This is a genomic window from Streptomyces sp. NBC_00414 (genome assembly GCF_036038375.1).
Lineage (GTDB): Bacteria > Actinomycetota > Actinomycetes > Streptomycetales > Streptomycetaceae > Streptomyces.
The window spans coordinates 7,360,385-7,381,603 of the sequence record NZ_CP107935.1 but is presented as its reverse complement, the minus strand read 5'-3'; the positions used below and the strand labels follow the sequence as shown (position 1 = coordinate 7,381,603).

At 69.1% G+C, this 21,219-nt stretch carries 19 protein-coding genes and 1 riboswitch; of the genes, 4 read left to right on the top strand and 15 right to left on the bottom strand.

The annotated features are described in order from the left end of the window. Positions 1 to 10 precede the first annotated feature (10 nt). The 4 genes from OHS59_RS32070 to OHS59_RS32055 all read right to left on the bottom strand — a co-directional run bounded on the left by OHS59_RS32070 (position 11) and on the right by OHS59_RS32055 (position 4,258). Entirely contained in the window at positions 11 to 1,021 is a 1,011-nt protein-coding gene (locus OHS59_RS32070; protein WP_328496835.1) for a C40 family peptidase, read from the bottom strand. A gap of 226 nt (positions 1,022 to 1,247) precedes the next feature. After that, positions 1,248 to 2,279, bottom strand: coding sequence for a C40 family peptidase (locus tag OHS59_RS32065; protein ID WP_328496834.1), 1,032 nt, complete (start codon positions 2,277 to 2,279; stop codon positions 1,248 to 1,250). Between the two features lie 354 nt (positions 2,280 to 2,633). After that, a complete protein-coding gene (locus OHS59_RS32060; protein ID WP_328496833.1) occupies positions 2,634 to 3,983 on the bottom strand; it encodes an NYN domain-containing protein in 1,350 nt (449 codons plus the stop codon). Positions 3,984 to 4,018: 35 nt separating this feature from the next. Next, complete coding sequence (locus tag OHS59_RS32055; RefSeq protein ID WP_328496832.1) at positions 4,019 to 4,258, bottom strand: hypothetical protein; 240 nt, start codon at positions 4,256 to 4,258, stop codon at positions 4,019 to 4,021. 157 nt (positions 4,259 to 4,415) lie between these two features. Here OHS59_RS32055 and OHS59_RS32050 point away from each other — a divergent pair, with 157 nt between their 5' ends. After that, positions 4,416 to 5,156, top strand: a complete 741-nt coding sequence (locus tag OHS59_RS32050; protein WP_328496831.1) for a rhomboid family intramembrane serine protease — start codon at positions 4,416 to 4,418, stop codon at positions 5,154 to 5,156. After that, positions 5,153 to 5,434, top strand: a complete 282-nt coding sequence (locus tag OHS59_RS32045; RefSeq protein WP_107017436.1) for an Lrp/AsnC family transcriptional regulator — start codon at positions 5,153 to 5,155, stop codon at positions 5,432 to 5,434. The genes OHS59_RS32050 and OHS59_RS32045 overlap by 4 nt, the downstream gene beginning before the upstream one ends. Before the next feature lie 81 nt (positions 5,435 to 5,515). Here OHS59_RS32045 and OHS59_RS32040 read toward each other — a convergent pair whose 3' ends face one another. From OHS59_RS32040 to ctaE, 6 genes are all read right to left on the bottom strand, one after another. Further along, the gene (locus OHS59_RS32040; RefSeq protein ID WP_328496830.1) at positions 5,516 to 6,895 is read right to left on the bottom strand and encodes an aminotransferase class V-fold PLP-dependent enzyme; all 1,380 of its coding nucleotides are present in this window, start codon (positions 6,893 to 6,895) and stop codon (positions 5,516 to 5,518) included. Between the two features lie 177 nt (positions 6,896 to 7,072). Continuing rightward, positions 7,073 to 7,189: riboswitch (SAM riboswitch) on the bottom strand. A 281-nt stretch (positions 7,190 to 7,470) separates the two neighbouring features. Further along, positions 7,471 to 8,535, bottom strand: a complete 1,065-nt coding sequence (gene trpD / locus OHS59_RS32035) for an anthranilate phosphoribosyltransferase (RefSeq protein ID WP_328496829.1) — start codon at positions 8,533 to 8,535, stop codon at positions 7,471 to 7,473. A gap of 116 nt (positions 8,536 to 8,651) precedes the next feature. Next, entirely contained in the window at positions 8,652 to 10,310 is a 1,659-nt protein-coding gene (qcrB, locus tag OHS59_RS32030; protein WP_328496828.1) for a cytochrome bc1 complex cytochrome b subunit, read from the bottom strand. After that, positions 10,307 to 11,374, bottom strand: coding sequence for a cytochrome bc1 complex Rieske iron-sulfur subunit (gene qcrA / locus OHS59_RS32025; protein WP_328496827.1), 1,068 nt, complete (start codon positions 11,372 to 11,374; stop codon positions 10,307 to 10,309). The genes qcrB and qcrA overlap by 4 nt, the downstream gene beginning before the upstream one ends. Beyond that, entirely contained in the window at positions 11,371 to 12,180 is an 810-nt protein-coding gene (gene qcrC / locus OHS59_RS32020) for a cytochrome bc1 complex diheme cytochrome c subunit (protein ID WP_328496826.1), read from the bottom strand. Before qcrC ends, qcrA begins: the two co-directional genes overlap by 4 nt. 65 nt (positions 12,181 to 12,245) lie before the next feature. Then, the gene (gene ctaE, locus OHS59_RS32015) at positions 12,246 to 12,866 is read right to left on the bottom strand and encodes an aa3-type cytochrome oxidase subunit III (protein WP_107017430.1); all 621 of its coding nucleotides are present in this window, start codon (positions 12,864 to 12,866) and stop codon (positions 12,246 to 12,248) included. Positions 12,867 to 13,068: 202 nt separating this feature from the next. Here ctaE and OHS59_RS32010 point away from each other — a divergent pair, with 202 nt between their 5' ends. After that, on the top strand, positions 13,069 to 13,470 hold the full coding sequence (locus tag OHS59_RS32010; protein ID WP_328496825.1) for a hypothetical protein: 402 nt from the start codon (positions 13,069 to 13,071) through the stop codon (positions 13,468 to 13,470). Between the two features lie 131 nt (positions 13,471 to 13,601). Here the strand turns inward: OHS59_RS32010 and OHS59_RS32005 are convergent, their stop codons facing one another. The 4 genes from OHS59_RS32005 to ctaC all read right to left on the bottom strand — a co-directional run bounded on the left by OHS59_RS32005 (position 13,602) and on the right by ctaC (position 18,117). Next, a complete protein-coding gene (locus OHS59_RS32005) occupies positions 13,602 to 14,900 on the bottom strand; it encodes a L,D-transpeptidase (RefSeq protein ID WP_328496824.1) in 1,299 nt (432 codons plus the stop codon). Between the two features lie 129 nt (positions 14,901 to 15,029). Beyond that, the gene (locus OHS59_RS32000; RefSeq protein WP_328496823.1) at positions 15,030 to 15,428 is read right to left on the bottom strand and encodes a cytochrome c oxidase subunit 4; all 399 of its coding nucleotides are present in this window, start codon (positions 15,426 to 15,428) and stop codon (positions 15,030 to 15,032) included. Continuing rightward, a complete protein-coding gene (ctaD, locus tag OHS59_RS31995) occupies positions 15,425 to 17,161 on the bottom strand; it encodes an aa3-type cytochrome oxidase subunit I (protein ID WP_328496822.1) in 1,737 nt (578 codons plus the stop codon). The genes OHS59_RS32000 and ctaD overlap by 4 nt, the downstream gene beginning before the upstream one ends. Beyond that, on the bottom strand, positions 17,158 to 18,117 hold the full coding sequence (ctaC, locus tag OHS59_RS31990) for an aa3-type cytochrome oxidase subunit II (protein WP_328496821.1): 960 nt from the start codon (positions 18,115 to 18,117) through the stop codon (positions 17,158 to 17,160). Before ctaC ends, ctaD begins: the two co-directional genes overlap by 4 nt. Before the next feature lie 395 nt (positions 18,118 to 18,512). On the opposite strand from ctaC, the gene OHS59_RS31985 reads away from it, so the two are divergent. Further along, positions 18,513 to 19,904 (top strand): cysteine desulfurase/sulfurtransferase TusA family protein, encoded by a 1,392-nt coding sequence (locus OHS59_RS31985; protein WP_328496820.1) that lies wholly within the window; start codon positions 18,513 to 18,515, stop codon positions 19,902 to 19,904. Between the two features lie 188 nt (positions 19,905 to 20,092). On the opposite strand, the gene OHS59_RS31980 is transcribed toward OHS59_RS31985, so the two are convergent. Further along, on the bottom strand, positions 20,093 to 21,067 hold the full coding sequence (locus tag OHS59_RS31980; RefSeq protein ID WP_328496819.1) for a carbohydrate kinase family protein: 975 nt from the start codon (positions 21,065 to 21,067) through the stop codon (positions 20,093 to 20,095). Between the last annotated feature and the right edge of the window lie 152 nt (positions 21,068 to 21,219).

Here is a 21,219-nt window from a genome sequence, read left to right as displayed (position 1 = left end):
GTCCGACAGGTCAGGGGCGCGTCACGGCCGAGACCGGCATCATGCCCACCGGGTCGTAGCGCACCGGGGCGCCCGGATAGGGCGCGTGGATCACCTGGCCGTTGCCCACGTACATCCCGACATGGCTGGCGTCGTCCCGGTAGGTGACGATGTCACCCGGCTGCGCCTGGGAGAGCGGCACCTGCCGCCCGGCGTGCGCCTGGGCCTGCGAGGTGCGCGGCAGTCCGACACCGGCCTGCGCGTACGACCACTGCGTGAGGCCCGAACAGTCGAAGCCGGAGGGCCCGTTGGCCCCCCAGACGTACGGGCGGCCGACGGCCGAGCGGGCCGCGGCGACGGCGGCGCCCGCGCGTCCCGAGGACGGGACGGCTCCGGTGAGGTCGGGGGTCCGGCCGGAGCGGGAGGCCCGGTCGTAGGCGGCGCGGTCGCCGTCGGGCATCGCGTTGAGCAGTTCCCGCGCCTTGGACAGCTTCCGCTCGACGGTGCGCTTGTGCCGGGCGACGGCCTTGCGGCTCCTGTCCAGTTCGGCGAGCTTGCGGGTCGCCTCCTCGCGTTCCTGGGCGAGGTCGCGCATGGCTCCCTGGAGTTCCTTGAGTTCCCCGGCCTGGCGGGCGCTGATCCGGTCGAGCGCGGCCGCCTTGTCCAGGTACTCGTCGGGGTCGTCGGAGAACATCAGCGCCAGTGAGGGGTCGAGGCCGCCGGAGCGGTACTGCGCCCCGGCGAGCGAACCGAGCGCGTCCCGCATGGTGTTGACGCGGTCCTGGTGCCGGGCGATCCCGTCCTGTGCCTCGTCCACCTGGTCGTGCAGGAGGTCGGCGCGTTCGTCGGCCTTGTTGTACGACTCGGTGGCGTGCTCGGCCTCCTCGTACAGCCGGTCCACCTCGGCACGTCTGTCGTCCTGCGGTGCGGCGCCGGCCGGCAGGACGCCGAGGGCCGCGGCCGCGGCGGTCAGTACGCACAGGGTGGCGCCTCGGGCGCCCCGGTCGAAGCCGGACGGTACTAGGCGGCGATGGGACCCCACAGGAAGCCGCACTCCCTTCCGCTGACGGTCCCCCGGAGTCGGGGGAATCGCGGCAGACAGTAGTCGTGCGACTACGCGGAGGCCAAAGACCCATACGTGTACACAACGCGACGCCCCGCCTCAGACGCAGGTCATGGGCGGGGCGTGGGGTCAGCGGCAGTCACGGGAATTCGCCCGTTCGGGCGGCGTGGCGACCGGACTTCAGGAAAACCCTGAAGCGCTCGGATCAGACGCGGACGCCGAACTGGAAGGAGCCGATCGTGCTCATCGACTCAAGGCGGACGACCGCGCCGGGCTTCGGGGCGTGCAGGACCACACCGTTGCCCGCGTACAGGCCGACGTGCGCCAGGCTGTTGAAGAAGACGAGGTCGCCGGGCTTGAGCTCGCCGCGGCCGATCTTCGTACCGTCGTTCTGCTGCGTGTAGGTGGTCCGGGTTATCGACACACCGGCCTGGCCGTACGCCCACTGCGTCAGACCGGAGCAGTCGTACGAGTTGGGGCCGCTGCCGCCGGACACGTACGGCTTGCCCATCTGGGTCCTCGCGGCGGCGAGGGCGGCGGCGCCGAAGTTGGAGCCCGCGACCTCGTTGCCGAGATCGATGCGGTCGCCGGCGTCACGACTGGCGCGCTGGTCGGCGGCGGTGATGGACGCCTTCTCCGCGGCGGTCAGGCTGTTGAGCAGCTTCTGCGCGTCGGCGAGCTTGCTCTGGACTTCCTTCTTCTTCTTGCCCAGGGTCTTGCGGGTGTCGGAGAGCTCCTTGAGCTTGCCGGCCGCTTCCTCACGCTGCTGGGCGAGGACGCGCTGCTTGTCCTGGACCTTCTTCAGCGCCTCGACCTGCTGGGAGCTCAGCTGGTCGATGGTGGACGCCTTGTCGAGGTAGTCGTCCGGGTCCGAGGAGAGGAAGAGCTGCACGGAGGGGTCGATCGCGCCCGTCCGGTACTGGGAGCTGGCCATCAGGCCGAGGCTGTCGCGCATGGTGTTGAGATCGTCCTGGCCGCGGGCGACCTGGTCCTGGAGAGTGTCGATCTCCTTCTCCAGCTTCTCCTGCTTCTCCTCGGCGCCGTTGGCCTTGTCGGTGGCGCGCTCCACCTCTTCGTAGAGCTTGTCGACCTTGGCCTTGACCTCGTCCTTGCTGGGCTTCTCGCTGGGCGCGGCGTTGGCCGCCTGCGAGCTGAGGGCAACGGCAGCGGCGGCAGCAGTGGTGAGCACGGTCACACGGGTGCGGCTCGGCTGCTTCGGTCGACGGTGGGACGCCACGGAGGCGAGCTCCTTCATTACCTCAGCCGCCCACCGAAGACGCCGGTCGGCGGTGCCCCTCCACCGTCACTCCCAATGAGTGATCACCCGAGCGAAGGTTCGAGGCCTGACCCTAGTGACCACCCTGTGATCAGTTCAAATCCTCACCGGAAAAATCTCGGTCACCGGTCGTATTCTTTACAATCAACTCACGTGCAGTAACGCTCTCTTGACACTACGTTGCGTGAAGGTTTCGCCAAGTCGGGCAAGACGACCATGTGTTGCTCTTGGCGCGTCCGGCACCTATGAGACGTACGGGACAGAACGACGTACGCGGATCACCAAGGGGGCGAGGGTGCCCACCGGAGGCGGATCTCAACCCCTCGAAAGGCGCTTGAGCAGCACCACGGAGGCCACCGGCCGGGCTCCCGCACTCGCCACGCCGTCGGCCACCTCACGGTCGGTCGAGACGACGATGACGGGCCGTCCCGGCGGTTCCGCGCGCACCAGCTGGCGGATCAACTCGTCCGCGGTGATGCCCGGCTTGGAGAACAGCACCCGCACCCCGCGCGGCGGCGCGAGCAGTACCGGGGCGGCCAGCTCGGCCCCGTCGAAGACACAGGTGACCTCGGCGCCGGTCTGCGCGGCGAGCTGCGAGAGCTGACCGAGGAGCCGCAGCCGCTGCTTCTCCAGCGGCATCTGCGGATAACCGGTCTTCGTGACGTTGTAGCCGTCGACGACCAGATGCGCCTGCGGCAGCGCGAGCAGTTGGTCGAGGATGGCGGGGTCGTTCTCGGACAGCGCCCGCGCCGCGATGTCCTTCGGGGTCATACGCCCCGGTTCGACCGCGTCCACGGTCTCGGCGGGCCGCACCGACACCGGAGGCAGCGCGAGTTCGCGCCGCAGCCCCTGCGCCGCGTCGAGCACGGTGTCGAGGAGCAGCCGTACGCGCATGTCCTCGACGCTGCGTCCCTCGCGGGCCGCGCGGCGGGTGGCCTCCAGCGAGCCCTCGACCTCACCGAGCCGCTGCTTCAGCCGCCGGCTCTCGCTCTCGGCGGCCGACACCTGGGCCTGTCCCTCGCCGCGCACGGCCTCCATCTCGCCCCGCAGCTTGCGCAGGGCGGCCTCGCCGCGCTTGACGTCACTGAAGGCCCCGCGCAGCTTGCGGTGAAGCGATTCGGCTTCCTTCTTCGCCGCGTCCAGTTCGGTCCGCAGGCGCTCCGTCTCGGCGCGGGTCTGCCCACGGGCCTCGGCGAGCTGCTCGCGCAGCCGCTCCAGCTCCGCGCGGCTCTCGTCGTCGGCGCGCTCGGCGTCCGCCCGCAGGGCCTCCTCGCCGGCCGCGGTCACCAGCTTCACCCAGCCCGGGGGCCGCAGCACGTAGGCCGCGGCCGCCACGTCCAGCGGGTCCGCGGCCGGGGGCGGCGAGGCCGAGTCGAGGGCGCCGGACAGCTCCGGCTGCGCCTCTCTGAGCTTCTCGGCGATGCGCTGTCTGAAAAGCGGGTCGGTCTCCATGGCCGCCGCCATCGCGGTACCGGCGAACTTGGCACGGCGATTGGGTGCGAACCGGGCGTACTGCCTCAGCTGAGTGGGCAGTTCGGCCACGGTCAGCCCGCCGAACCCGTCCGACACGATCTGCACGACCCTGCGGCGCACCCCGTCGGGCAGCGGACGGTCGAGCACCTCGGCGTCGCCGTCGTCCGGCTCACCGCCTGCGGTCTCCACCATCCTTCACCCCATCGTCCGTGCGGGGCCCGCTCCTGTCAGGAGCCGGCGCCCGGCCTGTCCACGAGTTCCACCTGATCCACCGCGTTGCACCACCGGCAGCGCACGGAGTCGATGGTCTCACTGACCACGTTGCGCTCCTCGACCTTGGGTTCCCCGGCCAGGTCGAGATGCACGTACTCGACGACCTTCGACGAACGGGTCACATCGAATCGCGTGAGGTTGCCGCAGAGCGTGCAGCGCCACCGGGTCTCGGCCGTCGGGAGGGGAACCGTCATCGTGGCAGTCGCTCGCTTTCCGTAAGTCTCCGTGCCGCACCAGATTCCCTGGAGCGTGTGGCTCGTAACCCTACGGCCTGGCGGGTACTCGACGCCCGTCCACCGGGAGCGGCGAGGCGCTCTGCGTGGTTCGGTCCCGTTACGTCATGCTCTGCTCATGCTCGGCAACTGGGGTACATCCGGCAACAGGACGCTCAGGGCGGTCCGAAGTCAGCCCGCTCCGGTCACCTACGGACTGATCGCCCTGTGCTGCGCGATCTTCGTGATCGGCCCGGCCTCGGGGCTCGGTCCGGCGTACGGCACCGGTGACGAGCTGCTTTCGGCCCAGCGGGCCTATTTCGAGCGGTGGGGCGTGGTGCCCGTCGAGCTGTTCCAGGGCACTCTGCGGGCCGCCGCCACCCCGGCCACCGCGCTGTTCGTGCACGGCAGCTGGCTGCATCTACTGGGGAACATGCTCTTCCTCTACGTCTTCGGGGCGATGGCCGAGGAGAGGATGGGCCACTTCGAGTTCGCCCTCTTCTACGTGGGCTGCGGCTACCTCGCCCTGCTGGGCTACGCGGTCGCCCACGCCGACTCGGCGCAGACCCTCGTGGGCGCCTCGGGGGCGATCTCCGCGGTCCTCGGCGCGTTTCTGTACCTGTTCCCCAAAGCCCGGGTGACCAGTCTCTTTCCGTTCCTCTTCTTCCTCCCGCTGCGGTTTCCCGCCTATGTGGTGCTGCCGTTCTGGGTGTCCCTGCAGTGGCTGGCGGCGGGGCGCGCGTCGCAGGGGCCGGGGGTCGCCTATCTGGCGCACCTGCTGGGCTTCTCCGCCGGCTTCCTCTACGCGTGGGTGCGGTACGGCCGTCCGGCTAGAGTGAAAAGCCCAGCGACGGCCACCGAGGGAGAAAACCAGCCGTGATCACCGCGATCGTGCTCATCAAGACCAGCGTGGACCGGATTCCCGAGATCGCCGAGTCGATCGCGGCGCTGGACAGCGTCAGCGAGGTCTTCTCCGTCACGGGGACGTACGACTTGATCGCCATGGTCCGGGTGAAGGCTCATGACGATCTGGCCGACGTCATTCCCGGCATGATCAGCAAGATTCCGGGGGTCGAGGGCACGGACACGCATGTGGCGTTCCGCACGTACTCGCAGCACGACCTGGAGGCCGCGTTCGCCATCGGGGGCGACAACTAGCCCTCTCCGGGGAGGGGGTGCGGGCTGTGTGTCGGGTGCCGCGCCGTCGTGGCTGGCCGCGCCCCTTACGGGGCCCATCCTCTACGCGGCCGGGACGCAGCGCCCGTTCTCCGTGCGGTAGGTCCAGCTGGCGCCGTTCTTGACGAGTTCCTTCACGGCGCCCACGAAACGGTTCACGTGTTCGTCGGGGGTGCCCGCGCCGAAGCTGACGCGGATGGCGTTCAGGGACTTCTCGCCGGGGGCGGCCTCGGGGGCACCGCACTCGCCCTGGGACTGCGGGTCGCTGCCGAGGAGCGTACGGACGAGCGGGTGGGCGCAGAAGAGGCCGTCGCGGACGCCGATGCCGTACTCGGCGGAGAGCGCGGCGGCGAAGTGCGAACTGTTCCAGCCGTCGACGACGAACGAGATGACGCCGACGCGCGGGGCGTCGTCACCGAAGAGCGAGAGCACGCGGACCTCCGGCACCTCGGCGAGGCCCCGGCGGACGGTGGCGACGAGCTGCTGCTCACGGGCGACCAGCGTGTCGAAGCCGGCCTCGGTGAGGGCCTTGCAGGCGGAGGCGATGGAGTAGGCGCCGATGACGTTGGGCGAACCGGCCTCGTGCCGTGCGGCGCTCTCGTGCCACTCGACGTCCACGCCGCCGTCCACGCGCCGCGACACCTTCTTCGAGGCACCACCGCCGGCGAGGTACGGGTCGGCCTCGCGCAGCCAGTCGAAGCGCCCCGCGAGCACGCCCGAGCCGAACGGCGCGTACAGCTTGTGGCCGGAGAACGCGACCCAGTCCACGTCCAACTCCTGTACGGAGACGGGGTGGTGGGGCGCGAGCTGGGCCGCGTCGAGCACGATGCGGGCGCCGTGCGCGTGGGCGGCGGCGGCCAGTTCCCGTACGGGCCACAGCTCACCGGTGACGTTCGAGGCGCCCGTGACGCACACCAGCGCCGGACCGTAGGGGTCCCGCTCTGCGAGGGCCCGCTCCAGCGTCGCGACGGCCTCGGCCGGGGTGCGCGGGGCGTTGAGGTAGGTGACCCGGGCGTCCTGCCACGGCAGCAGCGACGCGTGGTGCTCGGTCTCGAAGACGAAGACCTGGCAGTCGGCGGGGAGGGCGGCGGCGAGGAGGTTGAGCGAGTCGGTGGTGGACCGGGTGAAGACGACCTCGTCGTCGTCCCGGCAGTCGAGGAACTCCCCCACGGTCCTGCGGGCGTTCTCGAAGAGGTCCGTGGAGAGCTGGGACAGGTAGCCGGCCCCGCGGTGCACGCTGCCGTAGTACGGGGCGTACGCGGCGACGTCGTCCCACACGCGCTGGAGGGCGGGGGCGCTGGCCGCGTAGTCGAGCGCGGCGTAGGTGACCTCTCCGCCGGTCACGAGCGGCACGGTGACGTCCCGGCCCAGGACGGCCAGGGGCCCGTCGGTGCCGGTGGCACAGTGGGCGGACCGGTCGGCGGCGGTGGTGGAGACAGACATGGCGAACTCCCGTGAGAGGCAGGCGAGATCACCGTGCGAGCGGACAGGGCTCAGCACGGGAAAGGTGAAAGGGGTACGCGGAAGTGGGGCTCGGCGCCCTATCGCATTCGCTTGCTCATGAAAGGCTCCCTCGAACGACCAGGACCCCTGGTGTGTCCGCTCCAGCGAGCGGTGAGGGGTCCGCGCTTGCCGTAGACCTCACTGCCTACGACCTGGTCTTCACCCGGGGCACCCCGCCACGGACGGAGGGTTGCCGGACAGTCGGCCGGGGCCTGTTGACTGTCACTCATGACCTGCCAGCATCATGCCACACGATGATCCGACCGCAACCGCCCTGTCCGCATACCGGGACGACCGACCTGGTCCCCACCTCAGGGGCTCCACCCCCGAACCCCCGATTGCGCAGTTCCCCGCGCCCCTAGGGGGCCCTAGGGGCGCGCCCGGCGGATCAGGGGCGCGGGGAACGGCACAATCGTGTGGGCCCACCCCCACCCGGCGGATCAGGGGCGCGGGGAACGGCGCGATCTTTTGCGCCCGCCCCGCCAACCCGCACCCCGCACCGCCAGCGCCAGCGCCTACGCGTTGGTCGCGGCCACCCACCGCTCAAGCGTCCGCAACGCCGCCCCGGAATCGATCGCCTCCGCGGCGCGAGCCATCTGCGTCCGGATCTGTTCGGCGAGCGACCCGGAGCCGGGCGCGAGAGCCACCAGCGCCGCCGCCGAGTTCAGCAGCACCGCCTCCCGCACGGGCCCCCGCTCACCCCCCAGCAGCCGTCGCGCGACATCCGCGTTGTACGAGGCGTCGGCCCCCCGCAGCGCCTCCACCGGCACCAGCTCGATCCCCACGTCACGCGGGTCGAAGGCCTCCTCGTGGACCTTCCCGTCCCGTACGACCCACACCCGGGACGTGGACGTGGTGGTCAGCTCGTCGAGCCCGTCGTCGCCGCGGAAGACGAGCGAGGAGTTGCCGCGCTCGGCAAGGACCCCGGCCACGATGGGCGCCATGGGCGCGTGCGCGACCCCGACGGCCTGGGACTTCACCCGGGCCGGGTTGGTGAGCGGACCGAGGAAGTTGAAGACGGTGCGGATGCCCAGTTGCCCGCGCGCCGCCGCCACGTGCCGCAGCGCCGGATGGAACTTCACGGCGAAGCAGAAGGTGATCCCGGCCTCCTCGGCCACCTCGGCCACCCGCCGCGGAGTCAGCTCCAGGTTCACGCCGAGCTTTTCGAGCACGTCCGAGGCGCCGGACGCGGAGGAGGCCGCGCGGTTGCCGTGCTTGACGACCTTGGCACCCGTACCGGCGATGACGACGGCCGACATCGTCGAGATGTTGACGGTCTTCGCGCCGTCACCGCCGGTGCCGACGATGTCGACGGTGTCACCCGGCACTTCGATCACGTTGGCGTGCGCGTACATCGTGCGCACCATGCCGGAGATCTCCTCGACGGTCTCGCCCTTGGCCCGCAGGGCCACCGCGAACCCGGCGATCTGCGCGTCGGTCGCCTCGCCCCGCATGATCAGGTCCATCGCCCAGGCCGTGTCGTCGGCGCCCAGGTCGCGCCCGTCCAGCAGGCCGTTCAGGAGGGCGGGCCAGGAACGGCCCGCCGCGAAGTCGCCTCCAGCGGGGGTCACAGCACTCATCTGCCGCTCCTGGGTTCGTGTCCGGGGATGTGGGTCCACCCTATCCAGCCCCGGGGACGGCAAAGAGCCCCGTCCATGCAATGGACGGGGCTCCTGCCGTGGCGAACAGGTGGTGATCAGTGGTGGCCGTGGCCGCTCGTGATCTCCTTGTACTCCTCGGCGGTCGGCTTGGGGATCTGGCCGTCCTCACCGAAGTAGGCGGTGCTGAGCTTCGCGCGGAGCTTCTGCGGGCCCTTCACCTTGCGCTCGACGCCGTTCTCGTCGACCGTCGGGCCGATCTCGGCCGGCTTGTACTGCTCGTGCGCCGTGAGGGTGTGCATGGCCTCCTGGCTGAGCGGCTCGTGCACCTCGACGAACTCACCGTGCGGCAGGCGCTTGATGATGCCCGACTCGCGGCCGTGCAGCACCTTGTCCTTGTCCCGGCGCTGCAGGCCGAGGCAGATCCGCTTGGTGACGATGAACGCGAGCACCGGGGCGACGAAGAACGCGACCCGGACGAACCAGGTGATGGTGTTGATCGAGAGGTGGAAGTGGGTGGCCCACAGGTCGTTCCCACCGCCGACCAGCAGCACCATGTACAGAGTGATCCAGGCGACACCGAATCCCGTACGGGTCGGCGCGTTGCGCGGGCGGTCCAGGATGTGGTGCTCGCGCTGGTCGCCGGTCACCCACGCCTCGATGAACGGGTACACGGCGATCGCGACCAGGACCAGCGGGAAGATCATCAGCGGGATGAACACGCCCAGGGCGAGCGTGTGACCCCAGAAGTTGATCTCCCAGCCCGGCATGACACGGATCAGGCCCTCGGAGAAGCCCATGTACCAGTCGGGCTGGGCGCCCGTGGACACCTGGTCCGGCCGGTACGGCCCCAGGGCCCAGATCGGGTTGATGGACGCGACCGCCGCCAGCACGGCGATGAAGCCGAAGACCAGGAAGAAGAAGCCTCCGGCCTTGGCCATGTAGACCGGCAGCAGGGGCATGCCCACGACGTTGTTGTTCGTCTTGCCGGGGCCCGCGAACTGCGTGTGCTTGTGGTAGAAGACCAGGATCAGGTGGGCGACCACCAGACCCAGCATGATGCCCGGCAGCAGCAGGATGTGGACCGAGTAGAAACGGGCCACGAAGTCGCCGCCGGGGAACTCCCCGCCGAACAGGAAGAACGACAGGTACGTGCCGACGACCGGCACGGCCAGGACCGCGCCCTCCATGAAGCGGACACCGGTGCCGGAGAGCAGGTCGTCCGGGAGCGAGTAACCGGTGAACCCGGTGAACATGCCCAGGACGAACAGCAGGAAGCCGAACAGCCAGTTGACCTCACGGGGCTTGCGGAACGCACCCGTGAAGAAGACGCGCATCATGTGCACGAACATGGCGGCCAGGAAGACGAGCGCCGCCCAGTGGTGGATCTGCCGGATGAGCAGACCGCCGCGGACGTCGAAGCTGATGTCCAGCGTGGAGGCGAACGCCTCCGACATCAGCTGCCCCTGGAGCGGGACATAGCTTCCGTGGTACTCGATCTCGTTCATCGAGGGGTGGAAGAACAGCGTCAGATACACACCCGTGAGGATGATGATCAGGAAGCTGTAGAGGCAGATCTCGCCCAGCATGAAGGACCAGTGGTCCGGGAAGATCTTGCGCATGTTGGCCTTGGCCAGGGAGTAGATCCCCAGTCGGCCGTCGGCCCAGTCGGCGATCTTCTCGCCGGCCGGCGCCTTCTCTCGCGAACGGCCCGGCGCACCGGCGCCCGAGGGGTTCGGGGTGGTCGTAGTGCTCATCCGCGCTCCCAGAATGAAGGACCGACGGGCTCTTCGAAGTCGCCGTGCGCCTCAAGGTAGCCCTCGTCGTTCACACCGATCCGCAGCTGCGGCAGGGCGTGACCGGCCGGGCCGAAGATCACTCGGGCACCGTCGGCGAGGTCGAAGGTGGACTGGTGGCACGGGCAGAGGACGTGGTGCGTCTGCTGCTCGTACAGGGAGATCGGGCAACCGACGTGGGTGCAGATCTTCGAGTACGCCACGATGCCCTCGTGGGACCACTCAAGCTCACGCTTGTCCTTGATGTTCTCCGGCTGGAGCCGGACGATCATCAGGGCCGCCTTGGCGATCTCGGTCTGGAACTCGTGGTCCTCCTCCTCCAGGCCCTCGGGCTTGGCGAAGGTGAGCGAGCCCACGGCGACGTCGGAGGGACGCAGCGGCTCGTTCGTGTTCATGTTGACGAGCAGCTTGCCCTTGGACCACAGCGTGTGCCGCAGCTTGTCCTCCGGCAGCGGACCGAGGTCGCGCAGCAGGACGATGCCGGACAGCGGGAACAGGGTCAGCGCGCCGAACATCGTGTTGCGGATGAGCTTGCGACGGCCGAGCGCGGATTCCTTGGCGCCCTGCTTGAAGTCGGCCAGTACCTTGGCCTTGACCTCGGGCTCCGCCGCGATGGGGTGGCGCTCGTCGGCCATCTCCTCGTCGGACATCAGGGTGCGGGCCCAGTGGACCGCGCCCGCGCCGATGCAGAACAGCGCCAGGCCGAGCGTCATGCCCAGGGCGAAGTTCAGACCGCTGATGTGTCCGAGCGGGAAGATGTAGACGATCTTGTCGGCCGGGATCGTCACGAAGGACGCGATGAAGCCGACCGTGGCCAGCATCGAGAGCGTGAACAGCAGGGCGACCGTGCGCTCGGAGCGCTTGGCGGCCCGCTCGTCGATGTCCTGGATGCGGTGCTCGTGCGGCGGCAGACCGGGATCCGCGAACGGATGCTTCTCGTCCGCCACACTCACGTCACCGTGCGCGTGTTCGTCGGCGGCCCGCTCGGCGGGCAGGTTCTCTTCTGGGATGTCTTGGCTACTCATGACTTCTTGGCCTTTGCGGTCCGGGCGGCGACCCACACGGCGACGGCGATCAGACCGCCGAGACCGAAGATCCAGCCGAAGAGGCCTTCGCTGACCGGCCCGAGGCCGCCCAGCTCCAGACCGCCGGGGCTCTCCGAGTCATCGCTGTTGACCGCGTCGAGGTACGCGATGATGTCCTTCTTGTTCTTCTCCGTCAGCGTGGTGTCGGGGAAGGACGGCATGTTCTGCGGGCCGGTCTGCATGGCCTCGTAGAGGTGCTTCGGGTCGACATCCTCCAGCGTCGGGGCGAACTTTCCGTTCGTCAACGCGCCGCCCTTGCCGGTGAAGTTGTGGCACTGCGCGCAGTTGGTACGGAAGAGCTCCCCGCCCTCGGCGATGTCCGCGCCCTCGGGGTTGTACTGCTCCTCGGTAGGCACGTTCGGACCGGCGCCCAGCGAGGCGACGAACGCCGCGAGCTGGTCGATCTCCGCCTGCGAGTAGATGACCTTCTTCTTCGGAACCTGCGCGCCCGGCTGCTGGGCGGGCATACGGCCGGTGCCGACCTGGAAGTCGACGGCCGCGGCGCCCACGCCAACCAGGCTGGGCCCGTCGGTGCTGCCCTGACCGCCGGTGCCGTGGCAGCTGGCGCAGCCGACGGCGTAGAGCTTCTTGCCCTCGTCGATGGCGAGGGACTGGGCGGATGTATCGGCCTGTGCCTTGTCCGCGGGCGCGAACGCGGTGTACAGCCCCCCGGTGGCCGCCAGCGCGAGGAGTAGGACGACGACCGCCGCCAACGGATGGCGTCGTCGTGCGGAGAGCTTTTTCACGGATTACCCCGGTGTCAGGATCTTCTGCGTCGATGCTGCTGGAATGTGCGCGGGAACGGGCCCGGCTACTTGATCATGTAGATCGTGGCGAAAAGGCCGATCCAGACGACATCGACGAAGTGCCAGTAGTAGGACACGACGATGGCGGCGGTCGCCTGCTCGTGCGTGAACCTGCGGGCCGCGTAAGTGCGCCCGAGGACCAGCAGGAAGGCGATGAGACCACCCGTCACGTGCAGGCCGTGGAAGCCGGTGGTCAGGTAGAACACCGAGCCGTACGGGTCGGACGAGAGCGAGAGGCCCTCGTGCTTGACCAGCTCGGTGTACTCGTACACCTGGCCGCCGATGAAGATCGCACCCATCACGAAGGTGACGATGAACCACATCCGGAGCTTCTTCACGTCCCCACGCTCGGCCGCGAACACGCCGAGCTGGCAAGTGAGGGAGGAGAGCACCAGGATCGTGGTGTTGGTCGCCGAGAACGGGAAGTTCAGGGCGGACGCCATTTCCTTCCAATGGTCGGGACCGGTCACCGATCGGAGGGTGAAGTACATCGCGAAGAGGGCCGCGAAGAACATCAGCTCGGAACTCAGCCAGATGATGGTTCCGACGCTGGTGAGGTTCGGCCGATTGACCGACGGGTGCGCGTGCCCGGTATCTACTGTCGTTGCTGTCGCCACGACCGACATTATGTCGGTCGCTTATCCCGCCCTCACCTCGGGGGGTGCCGTTCGGGGTGTCTGTGGGGTGTGTCCAGCCCATATGGCCCATCGAAGCCCTGTCCGAACCGGTGTTGACGACGTGATCGAGGGAGTAGCATCCGCGCATCGGACCCTGTCCGTCTGTCTCTGTCTCTCTCTGTCTCTACGACGCTGACGTCCCGGAGGAAGAATGCAGCCGACCGCAACGGTGCTGGTCTACAGCGACGACTCCAACACCCGCGAACAGGTGCGGCTCGCGACGGGGCGCAGGCCCGCGACCGATGTCCCCCAGGTGGAGTTCATCGAGTGCGCCACAGCTGCCGCGGTCATCAAGGAGCTGGATCGCGGTGGCATCGACGTGTGCGTGCTGGACGGCGAGGCGGCTCCCGCGGGCGGGATGGGCATCTGCCGGCAGATCAAGGACGAGATCTTCAACTGCCCGCCGGTGCTGTTGCTGATCGGGCGGCCGCAGGACGCGTGGCTCGCCACGTGGAGTCGGGCCGAGGCGGCTGTGACCCTGCCGGTCGATCCTGTGGAGTTCGCCGCGGCGTTGGCGGGGCTTCTTCGCAGTAAGCCCGCCCTGAGCGCGTAGTCGCCGCCGCGGGTGGTGCGGTGGGGCGGCTGCGGGTCCGTTGTGGCTGTTCGCGCCGTTCCCCGCGCCCCTGAAGGCAGGAGACTGCGCCGTTCCCCGCGCCCCTGGGGGCGGGCCCCTGCGGGGCCGCCCTATGCGGGCTCCGGGCGTAGTTTCGGGCGGTCCTCGGCGGGTGGGCCCTCCGGGGTGTCGGCGGTCAGGGCACTGCCCTTGCGCCAGTTCTTCCAGGTCAGGTTCCAGTCGCCGAAGCCGTTGCCGAACGTGTCCATCATGTCGCCGTACGAGTTGACGACCTTGACGATGTCGCCGGCGCGGAACGTCTCGAAGAACCACTCGGCGTTGGCGGTGCTCATGCCGGTGCAGCCGTGGCTGACGTTGGCCGCCCCCTGGGACCCCGCCGACCACGGCGCGGCGTGCACGTACTCGCCGCTCCAGGTCACCCGCGTGGCGTAGTAGACGGGCAGGTCGTAGGAGTCCGCGGTGCCCTCGGCGATGCCGATGCTGGTGCCGCGCATCCGTACGAAGTACTCCTTGCCCAGCACCACCTTGACGCCGTTTCGGGTGTCGAAGCCCGGCTTGCCGGTGGTGACCGGGATCGTCTTGATCGCCTCACCGTCGCGGTAGACCGTCATCGAGTGCGCCGCGGCGTCCGTCACGGCCTCCAGGCGATCGCCCGTGGTGAGCGTCAGGGGCTTGGCCACGCCGCCCCAGAGGCGCTCGGCCACCTTGATGCCCGCGAGGTTGCTGTGGGCCCTGACAGTGGCGTGTGCGGGCCAGTACTCCTTGGGGCGGTAGTGCAGTTCCTTGTCGTCCACCCAGTGCCAGGCGCCCTGGACCGCGGGCTGCGACCGCACCTTGAGTGCCCGCTCGACGACGGCGCGCGCCGCCTTGTCCTTGACCGGGGCGCTGAGTTCGGCGGTGACGGGCTGGCCCACGCCGTACGTGCCCTTGTCGGGACCGAACGTCACGTCGAGCCGCTTCTTCGTCCTCGGGACGCCGGTCTCGAAGTCGACGGTCCTGCGTCCGGGCGCGCCGTCCTCGTCCTCGGTGCTCACCCGCACCATGTAGTGGGCGCCTGCGGCGAGCGGCGAGGTGCTGTGCCACCGTCCTCCGTCGGCCGTCAGTTCGCCCGCCAGGTACCGCCCTGCGGCGTCCGTGGCCGTCACGTCGGTGATCCGGCCGCCGGAGTCCTTGGCGGTGATCTCCAGGGGCTTGTCCGGGTCGGCCTTCTTCCCGTCGCTCACGGCGGTGCTGAAGGAGATGTCCTTCGCCGCGTCGTACGGCTCGGCCGAGAGGGGGTGACCGCCGGAGCCGCAGGCCGTGACGCCCACGCCTATGGCGACCATCAGTGCCGTGCAGCCGGCGGCGGTACGGTTCCGCGGGCGCGCCGGGCCGGCGTCGGCGCTCCTGGAGGAAGCTGAGTGGCTCATGTCCCGAGCGTAGGAACGGCGGTCGGCCGCGGCGCGCCTATTGGACCGTGCGAGGGACGTACACGTGGCAAAAGGGGGAAGCCCGGACCTCCTGACGGAGTGTCCGGGCTTCCGTGCGCTCAGCGCGTGTTACTGATTCTGGTTCTCTCCGCGGTAGTACTCGAAGACCCAGCCCCACAGACCGATCATGATGATCGGGGCCGAGAAGAAGAGCAGCCACCAGCCGAAGACGACGCCCAGGAAGGCGAGCGCGCCGCCGATACCGAGCGAGAGCGGCTGCCAGCTGTGCGGGCTGAAGAAACCGACCTCACCGGCGTCGTCCGCGACGTCGGCCTCCTTGTTGTCCTGTGCGCCCGTGTCGACCCGCCGGGCCGTGAACCACAGGTAGTAGCCGATCATGACGCTCAGGCCGAAGCCCAGGAAGAGCGCCGTGGTACCGGCCGGCTCCTTCGACCACACGCCATAGACGATCGCCATGACGAGGATGAAGACGGCGAGCCAGATGAACATCTTGCCCTGGACCTTCACTTGCCCGCCTCCTTGCCGCCGGCGAGGGCCTTCTCACCGTGACCGGCGTTCTCGAGCTGGTCGAGAGCGGCGATCTCGGGGTGGTGCAGGTCGAACGCCGGGGATTCGGAACGGATCCGCGGCAGTGTGAGGAAGTTGTGCCGCGGCGGCGGGCAGGACGTCGCCCACTCCAGCGAACGGCCGTAGCCCCACGGGTCGTCGACCTCGATCTTCTTGCCGTACTTGGCCGTCTTCCACACGTTGTAGAGGAAGGGCAGCATCGACAGGCCGAGCACGAACGAGCTGATCGTCGAGATCGTGTTCAGCGCGGTGAAACCGTCGGCCGCGAGGTAGTCCGCGTAACGACGCGGCATGCCCTCGGCGCCCAGCCAGTGCTGGACGAGGAAGGTCCCGTGGAAGCCGATGAACAGCGTCCAGAAGGTGATCTTGCCGAGGCGTTCGTCGAGCATCTTGCCGGTGAACTTCGGCCACCAGAAGTGGAAGCCGGAGAACATCGCGAACACGACCGTGCCGAACACCACGTAGTGGAAGTGCGCGACGACGAAGTACGAGTCCGAGACGTGGAAGTCCATCGGCGGCGAGGCCAGGATGACACCGGTCAGACCACCGAAGGTGAAGGTGATCAGGAAGCCGGTGGCCCACAGCATCGGGGTCTCGAAACTCAGTGACCCCTTCCACATGGTGCCGATCCAGTTGAAGAACTTCACACCGGTCGGCACGGCGATGAGGAACGTCATGAAGGAGAAGAACGGCAGCAGCACACCGCCGGTGACGTACATGTGGTGCGCCCACACCGTCACGGACAGACCCGCGATGGCGATGGTCGCGCCGATCAGGCCCATGTAGCCGAACATCGGCTTGCGGGAGAAGACCGGGATGACCTCGCTGATGATGCCGAAGAACGGCAACGCGATGATGTACACCTCCGGATGGCCGAAGAACCAGAAGAGGTGTTGCCACAGCAACGCTCCGCCGTTGGCCGAGTCGAAGATGTGTGCCCCGAACTTCCGATCCGCCTCCAGCGCGAACAGCGCGGCGGCGAGCACGGGGAAGGCCAGCAGCACCAGGACCGCGGTGAGCAGCACGTTCCACACGAAGATCGGCATACGGAACATCGTCATGCCGGGCGCGCGCATGCAGATGATGGTGGTGATGAAGTTGACCGCGCCGAGGATGGTGCCGAAGCCGGAGAAGGCCAGACCCATGATCCACATGTCGGCGCCGATGCCCGGCGAGCGGACCGCGTCGGACAGCGGGCTGTAGGCGAACCAGCCGAAGTCGGCCGCGCCCTGCGGGGTGAGGAAGCCACCGACCGCGATCAGCGAGCCGAACAGGTACAGCCAGTAGGCGAACATGTTCAGCCGCGGGAACGCCACGTCGGGCGCGCCGATCTGCAGCGGCATGATCCAGTTCGTGAAGCCGGCGAACAGCGGCGTCGCGAACATCAGCAGCATGATCGTGCCGTGCATCGTGAACGCCTGGTTGAACTGCTCGTTCGACATGATCTGCGTGCCGGGACGGGCCAGCTCGGCGCGCATCAGCAGCGCCATGACGCCGCCGATGCAGAAGAACGCGAACGACGTGACCAGGTACATCGTGCCGATCGTCTTGTGGTCAGTGGTGGTCAGCCACTTGATCACGACGTTACCGGGCTGCTTGCGCCGTACTGGCAGCTCGCTCTCGTACGAGTCTTCAGCCGCGGCGGCACCCTGAGGTTCATTGAGGATGCTCACAGGTTGTTCGTCTCCCGGTTCTTCTCGTGGTCCGTCTGCTCGATGCCGGCCGGGACGTAACCGGTCTGCCCCTTCTCGGCGAGCTCCTTGAGGTGGGCCTCGTAGCGCTCGGGAGAGACGACCTTCACGTTGAAGAGCATCCGGGAGTGGTCGACGCCGCAGAGCTCGGCGCACTTGCCCAGGAAGGTGCCCTCCTTGTTGGGGGTCACCTGGAAGGAGTTGGTGTGGCCCGGGATGACGTCCTGCTTCATGAGGAACGGCACCACCCAGAAGGAGTGGATGACGTCCCGCGAGGTGAGAACGAACCGAACCGTCTGGCCCTTGGGGAGCCAGAGGGTCGGACCGGGGTTACCGGTCTGCGGGTTCTCCGAGGCGGGCGTACCGACGTCGTAGACCCCGCCGGCGCCCGCCGGGAAGTCCTTCTTGAAGCGATCGGGGATCGCGTCCAGGTTCTTGTCGGTCTTCGCGTCACCGGTCGAGCCGTCGACGTTCTCGATGTAGTTGAAGCCCCAGCTCCACTGGAAGCCGACGACGTTGACCGTGACGTCGGGCTTCTTGTCGAGACTGAGGATCTTCGACTCGTCGCGGGCCGTGAAGTAGAACAGCACCGAGACGATGATGAGGGGGACCACCGTGTACAGCGCCTCGATGGGCATGTTGTACCGGGTCTGCGGGGGTACTTCGACCTTGGTGCGGCTGCGCCGGTGGAAGAACGCGCTCCACAGGATCAGGCCCCAGACCAGCACGCCCGTGGCGAGTGCTGCGGCCCACGAGCCCTGCCACAGGGAGAGGATCCTGGGAGCCTCTTCCGTGGTCGGGGTGGGCATACCAAGGCGGGGGAAGTCCTTGTATGTGCAACCGGTCGCGGTCGCCAGGACCAGACCCGCAGTCAGTGCCTGCAGCAGCTTCCGCCGCATCGGGCGCCGCGGCGAGCGGTCGGAGCCGAAGGGACTCACGTAGCGCCTTCCGAGAGTCTCGCCCGCGCGGTCGGCTGCGGCCTTCTCGCTGGTCGGTCGCCGCCCTGCGTCGGGCAGGGGTTTGGATGTTTATGCGGACCAAACCCTACTGGACGCTTTTTGGGGTCGCGCGGGGAGGGTCCCCAACGCGCCGCCACTCACCCCGAAGGGGTGGAATCGGCGGCGTCGGCACGTATGTGACGGCCCATTCGAGGGGGTCGCGTCGCGCCTGCGAACTCGGACGGCGCGAATCGCGCGCGGCCGGGGGCCCGCTGTGACTGAGCGCGCGGTTCCCCGTGCCCCTGGGCGCTCAGGGCCACGGGGAACCGCGCGGCCGGCCCGCAGCCGCCCCCACCCCGGGCGGCCAAGCCTGAGCAGCGCGCTAGCGTGACCGCGTGTCCTACTTCGACGCAGCGTCGTCCGCCCCCCTCCACCCCGTGGCCCGCCAGGCCCTCCAGGCATCGCTCGACGAGGGCTGGGCCGACCCCGCCCGCCTCTACCGCGAGGGCAGGCGCGCCAGGATCCTCCTGGACGCCGCCCGCGAGGCCGCCGCCGAGGCGATCGGCTGCCGCCCGGACGAGCTGGTGTTCACCTCGTCCGGCACGCGCGCCGTACACACGGGGATCGCCGGCGCGCTCGCCGGCCGGCACCGCGCCGGACGCCACCTGATCGTGTCCGCGGTCGAACATTCTTCGGTACTCCATTCGGCGGAAACGCACCGCCGCGACGGCGGAACGGTGTCCGAAGTGCCCGTTCTCCGGACGGGCGCGGTGTCCCCCGACGCGTACGGGGACGCCCTGCGGCCGGACACCGCGCTCGCCTGTCTCCAGTCCGCCAACCACGAGGTGGGCACGGAGCAGCCGGTGGCCGCCGTCGCCGAAGCGTGCCACGGGGCGGGCGTACCGCTGCTGGTGGACGCGGCGCAGTCGCTGGCCTGGGGCCCGGTCGAGGGCCGCTGGTCACTGCTGACGGGCAGCGCCCACAAGTGGGGCGGGCCCGCGGGGGTCGGTGTGCTCGCCGTGCGCAAGGGAGTGCGGTACGCGTCACAAGGCCCGGCGGACGAGCGGGAGTCGGGGCGTTCTCCCGGCTTCGAGAACATCCCTGCCGTCGTCGCCGCGGCGGCCTCCCTGCGGGCCGTACGGGCCGAGGCCGGCGCCGAGGCGGTCCGGCTGCGGGAACTGACGGACCGGATCCGCGCGCGGGTGCCCGAACTGGTCCCGGACGTGGAGGTGGTGGGCGATCCGGTCACCCGGCTCCCCCATCTCCTCACCTTCTCCTGTCTCTATGTCGACGGAGAGACACTCCTGCACGAGCTGGACCGTGAGGGGTTCTCCGTCTCGTCCGGATCGTCCTGCACGAGCAGCACGCTGACGCCCAGCCACGTACTGAAGGCCATGGGTGTGCTGAGCGAGGGCAACGTCCGGGTGTCCCTGCCCCTCGGCACGCCGGCGGAGGAGGTGGACCGGTTCCTGTCGGTCCTGCCCGCCGCGGTCGCCGCGGTCCGCGAGAAGCTGGGCGCTCCGACGGCCACGGCGGTGGCGCCGGCCCAGGCCGTGTCCGCCGACCTGGTCGTGGACGCCCTCGGCAGACGTTGCCCGATCCCGGTGATCGAGCTCGCCAAGGTGATCGCCCAGGTCCCCCTCGGCGGCACCGTACGGGTCCTCTCGGACGACGAGGCGGCCCGGCTGGACATTCCGGCGTGGTGCGAGATGCGGGGGCAGGAGTACGCGGGCGAGGAGCCGGCGGCCGGCGGTACGGCCTACCTGGTCCGCCGCGTGACCCCCTGACCTGAGGGGCAGACCCGGGTACGCGCCCGACTGCGGGCCTGTGGAGGCCGTTCGCGCAGTTCCCCGCGCCCCTAAAAGATGGGCAGTTCCCCGCGCCCCTGACGGAGGCGCGGGGAACTGCGCGGCCCGCCCCCACCGGGCCCGCGGCCGACGAGTCGACCCCAGGTACCCCGCCGAGGGCAGCGGCCCTAAGCCAGGTGCCCCTGAACCTCCGTCGCCGCGTCATGCCCGTACGCCTTGGTGAACCGGTCAAGGAAATGCGACCGCCGCAACTGGTACTCCTGCGTGCCCTTGGTCTCGATGACCAGCGTGGCGAGCATGCACCCGACCTGCGCGGCCCGCTCGTGCGAGACCCCCCACGCCAGCCCCGACAGGAAGCCCGCCCGGAAGGCGTCGCCGACTCCCGTCGGGTCGACCTTCGCCGTCTCCTCCGGAACACCGACCTCGATCGTGTCTCCGCCGACGCTCTCGATACGCACACCGCGCGCCCCGAGCGTCGTCACCCGGTGGCCGACCCTGGAGAGGATCTCGGCGTCGCTCCAGCCGGTCTTGGACTCGATGAGCCCCTTCTCGTACTCGTTGGAGAAGAGGTACGTCGCCCCGTCGAGGAGCAGGCGGATCTCGTCGCCGTTCATCCGGGCGATCTGCTGGGAGAAGTCCGCGGCGAAGGGGATCGAGCGCGTCCGGCACTCCTCGGTGTGCCGGAGCATCCCCTCGGGGTCGTCCGCGCCGATCAGGACGAGGTCGAGTCCGCCCACCCGGTCGGCGACCTTCTTGAGCTCGATGAGGCGGGCCTCGCTCATGGCACCGGTGTAGAAGGAGCCGATCTGGTTGTGGTCGGCGTCCGTGGTGCAGACGAAGCGCGCGGTGTGCAGCACCTCGGAGATCCGGACGGACTCGGTGTCGACGCCGTGCCGGTCCAGCCAGGCCCGGTACTCGTCGAAGTCGGAGCCCGCGGCCCCGACCAGGATCGGCGAGGAGCCCAGCTGGCCCATGCCGAAGGCGATGTTCGCGCCCACGCCGCCCCGGCGTACGTCCAGATTGTCGACCAGGAAGGAAAGGGAGACCGTGTGCAGCTGATCCGCGACCAGCTGGTCGGCGAAGCGGCCGGGGAAGGTCATGAGGTGGTCGGTGGCGATGGAGCCCGAGACAGCGATACGCACGACTAGGACACACTCCTGCGAGGAGGGGGATTGACAGTTCACGCTACCGGGTCGGCGTACGGCCGACAGTGGGGTCCCACTGGAGTTGCCGTGGGAGTGCACTGGAGTCCTCAACTGCGAAGCAGGCAAAACTACCCGATAGTAGGGCTTTT

Coding starts and splice junctions, on each gene's coding strand:
- qcrA (WP_328496827.1), bottom strand. CDS start 11,374: ATGAGTAGCCAAGACATCCCAGAAGAGAACCTGCCCGCCGAGCGGGCC.
- OHS59_RS32040 (WP_328496830.1), bottom strand. CDS start 6,895: ATGTCTGTCTCCACCACCGCCGCCGACCGGTCCGCCCACTGTGCCACC.
- OHS59_RS32050 (WP_328496831.1), top strand. CDS start 4,416: ATGCTCGGCAACTGGGGTACATCCGGCAACAGGACGCTCAGGGCGGTC.
- OHS59_RS32060 (WP_328496833.1), bottom strand. CDS start 3,983: ATGGTGGAGACCGCAGGCGGTGAGCCGGACGACGGCGACGCCGAGGTG.
- OHS59_RS32055 (WP_328496832.1), bottom strand. CDS start 4,258: ATGACGGTTCCCCTCCCGACGGCCGAGACCCGGTGGCGCTGCACGCTC.
- qcrB (WP_328496828.1), bottom strand. CDS start 10,310: ATGAGCACTACGACCACCCCGAACCCCTCGGGCGCCGGTGCGCCGGGC.
- OHS59_RS32005 (WP_328496824.1), bottom strand. CDS start 14,900: ATGAGCCACTCAGCTTCCTCCAGGAGCGCCGACGCCGGCCCGGCGCGC.
- trpD (WP_328496829.1), bottom strand. CDS start 8,535: ATGAGTGCTGTGACCCCCGCTGGAGGCGACTTCGCGGCGGGCCGTTCC.
- ctaE (WP_107017430.1), bottom strand. CDS start 12,866: ATGTCGGTCGTGGCGACAGCAACGACAGTAGATACCGGGCACGCGCAC.
- OHS59_RS32010 (WP_328496825.1), top strand. CDS start 13,069: ATGCAGCCGACCGCAACGGTGCTGGTCTACAGCGACGACTCCAACACC.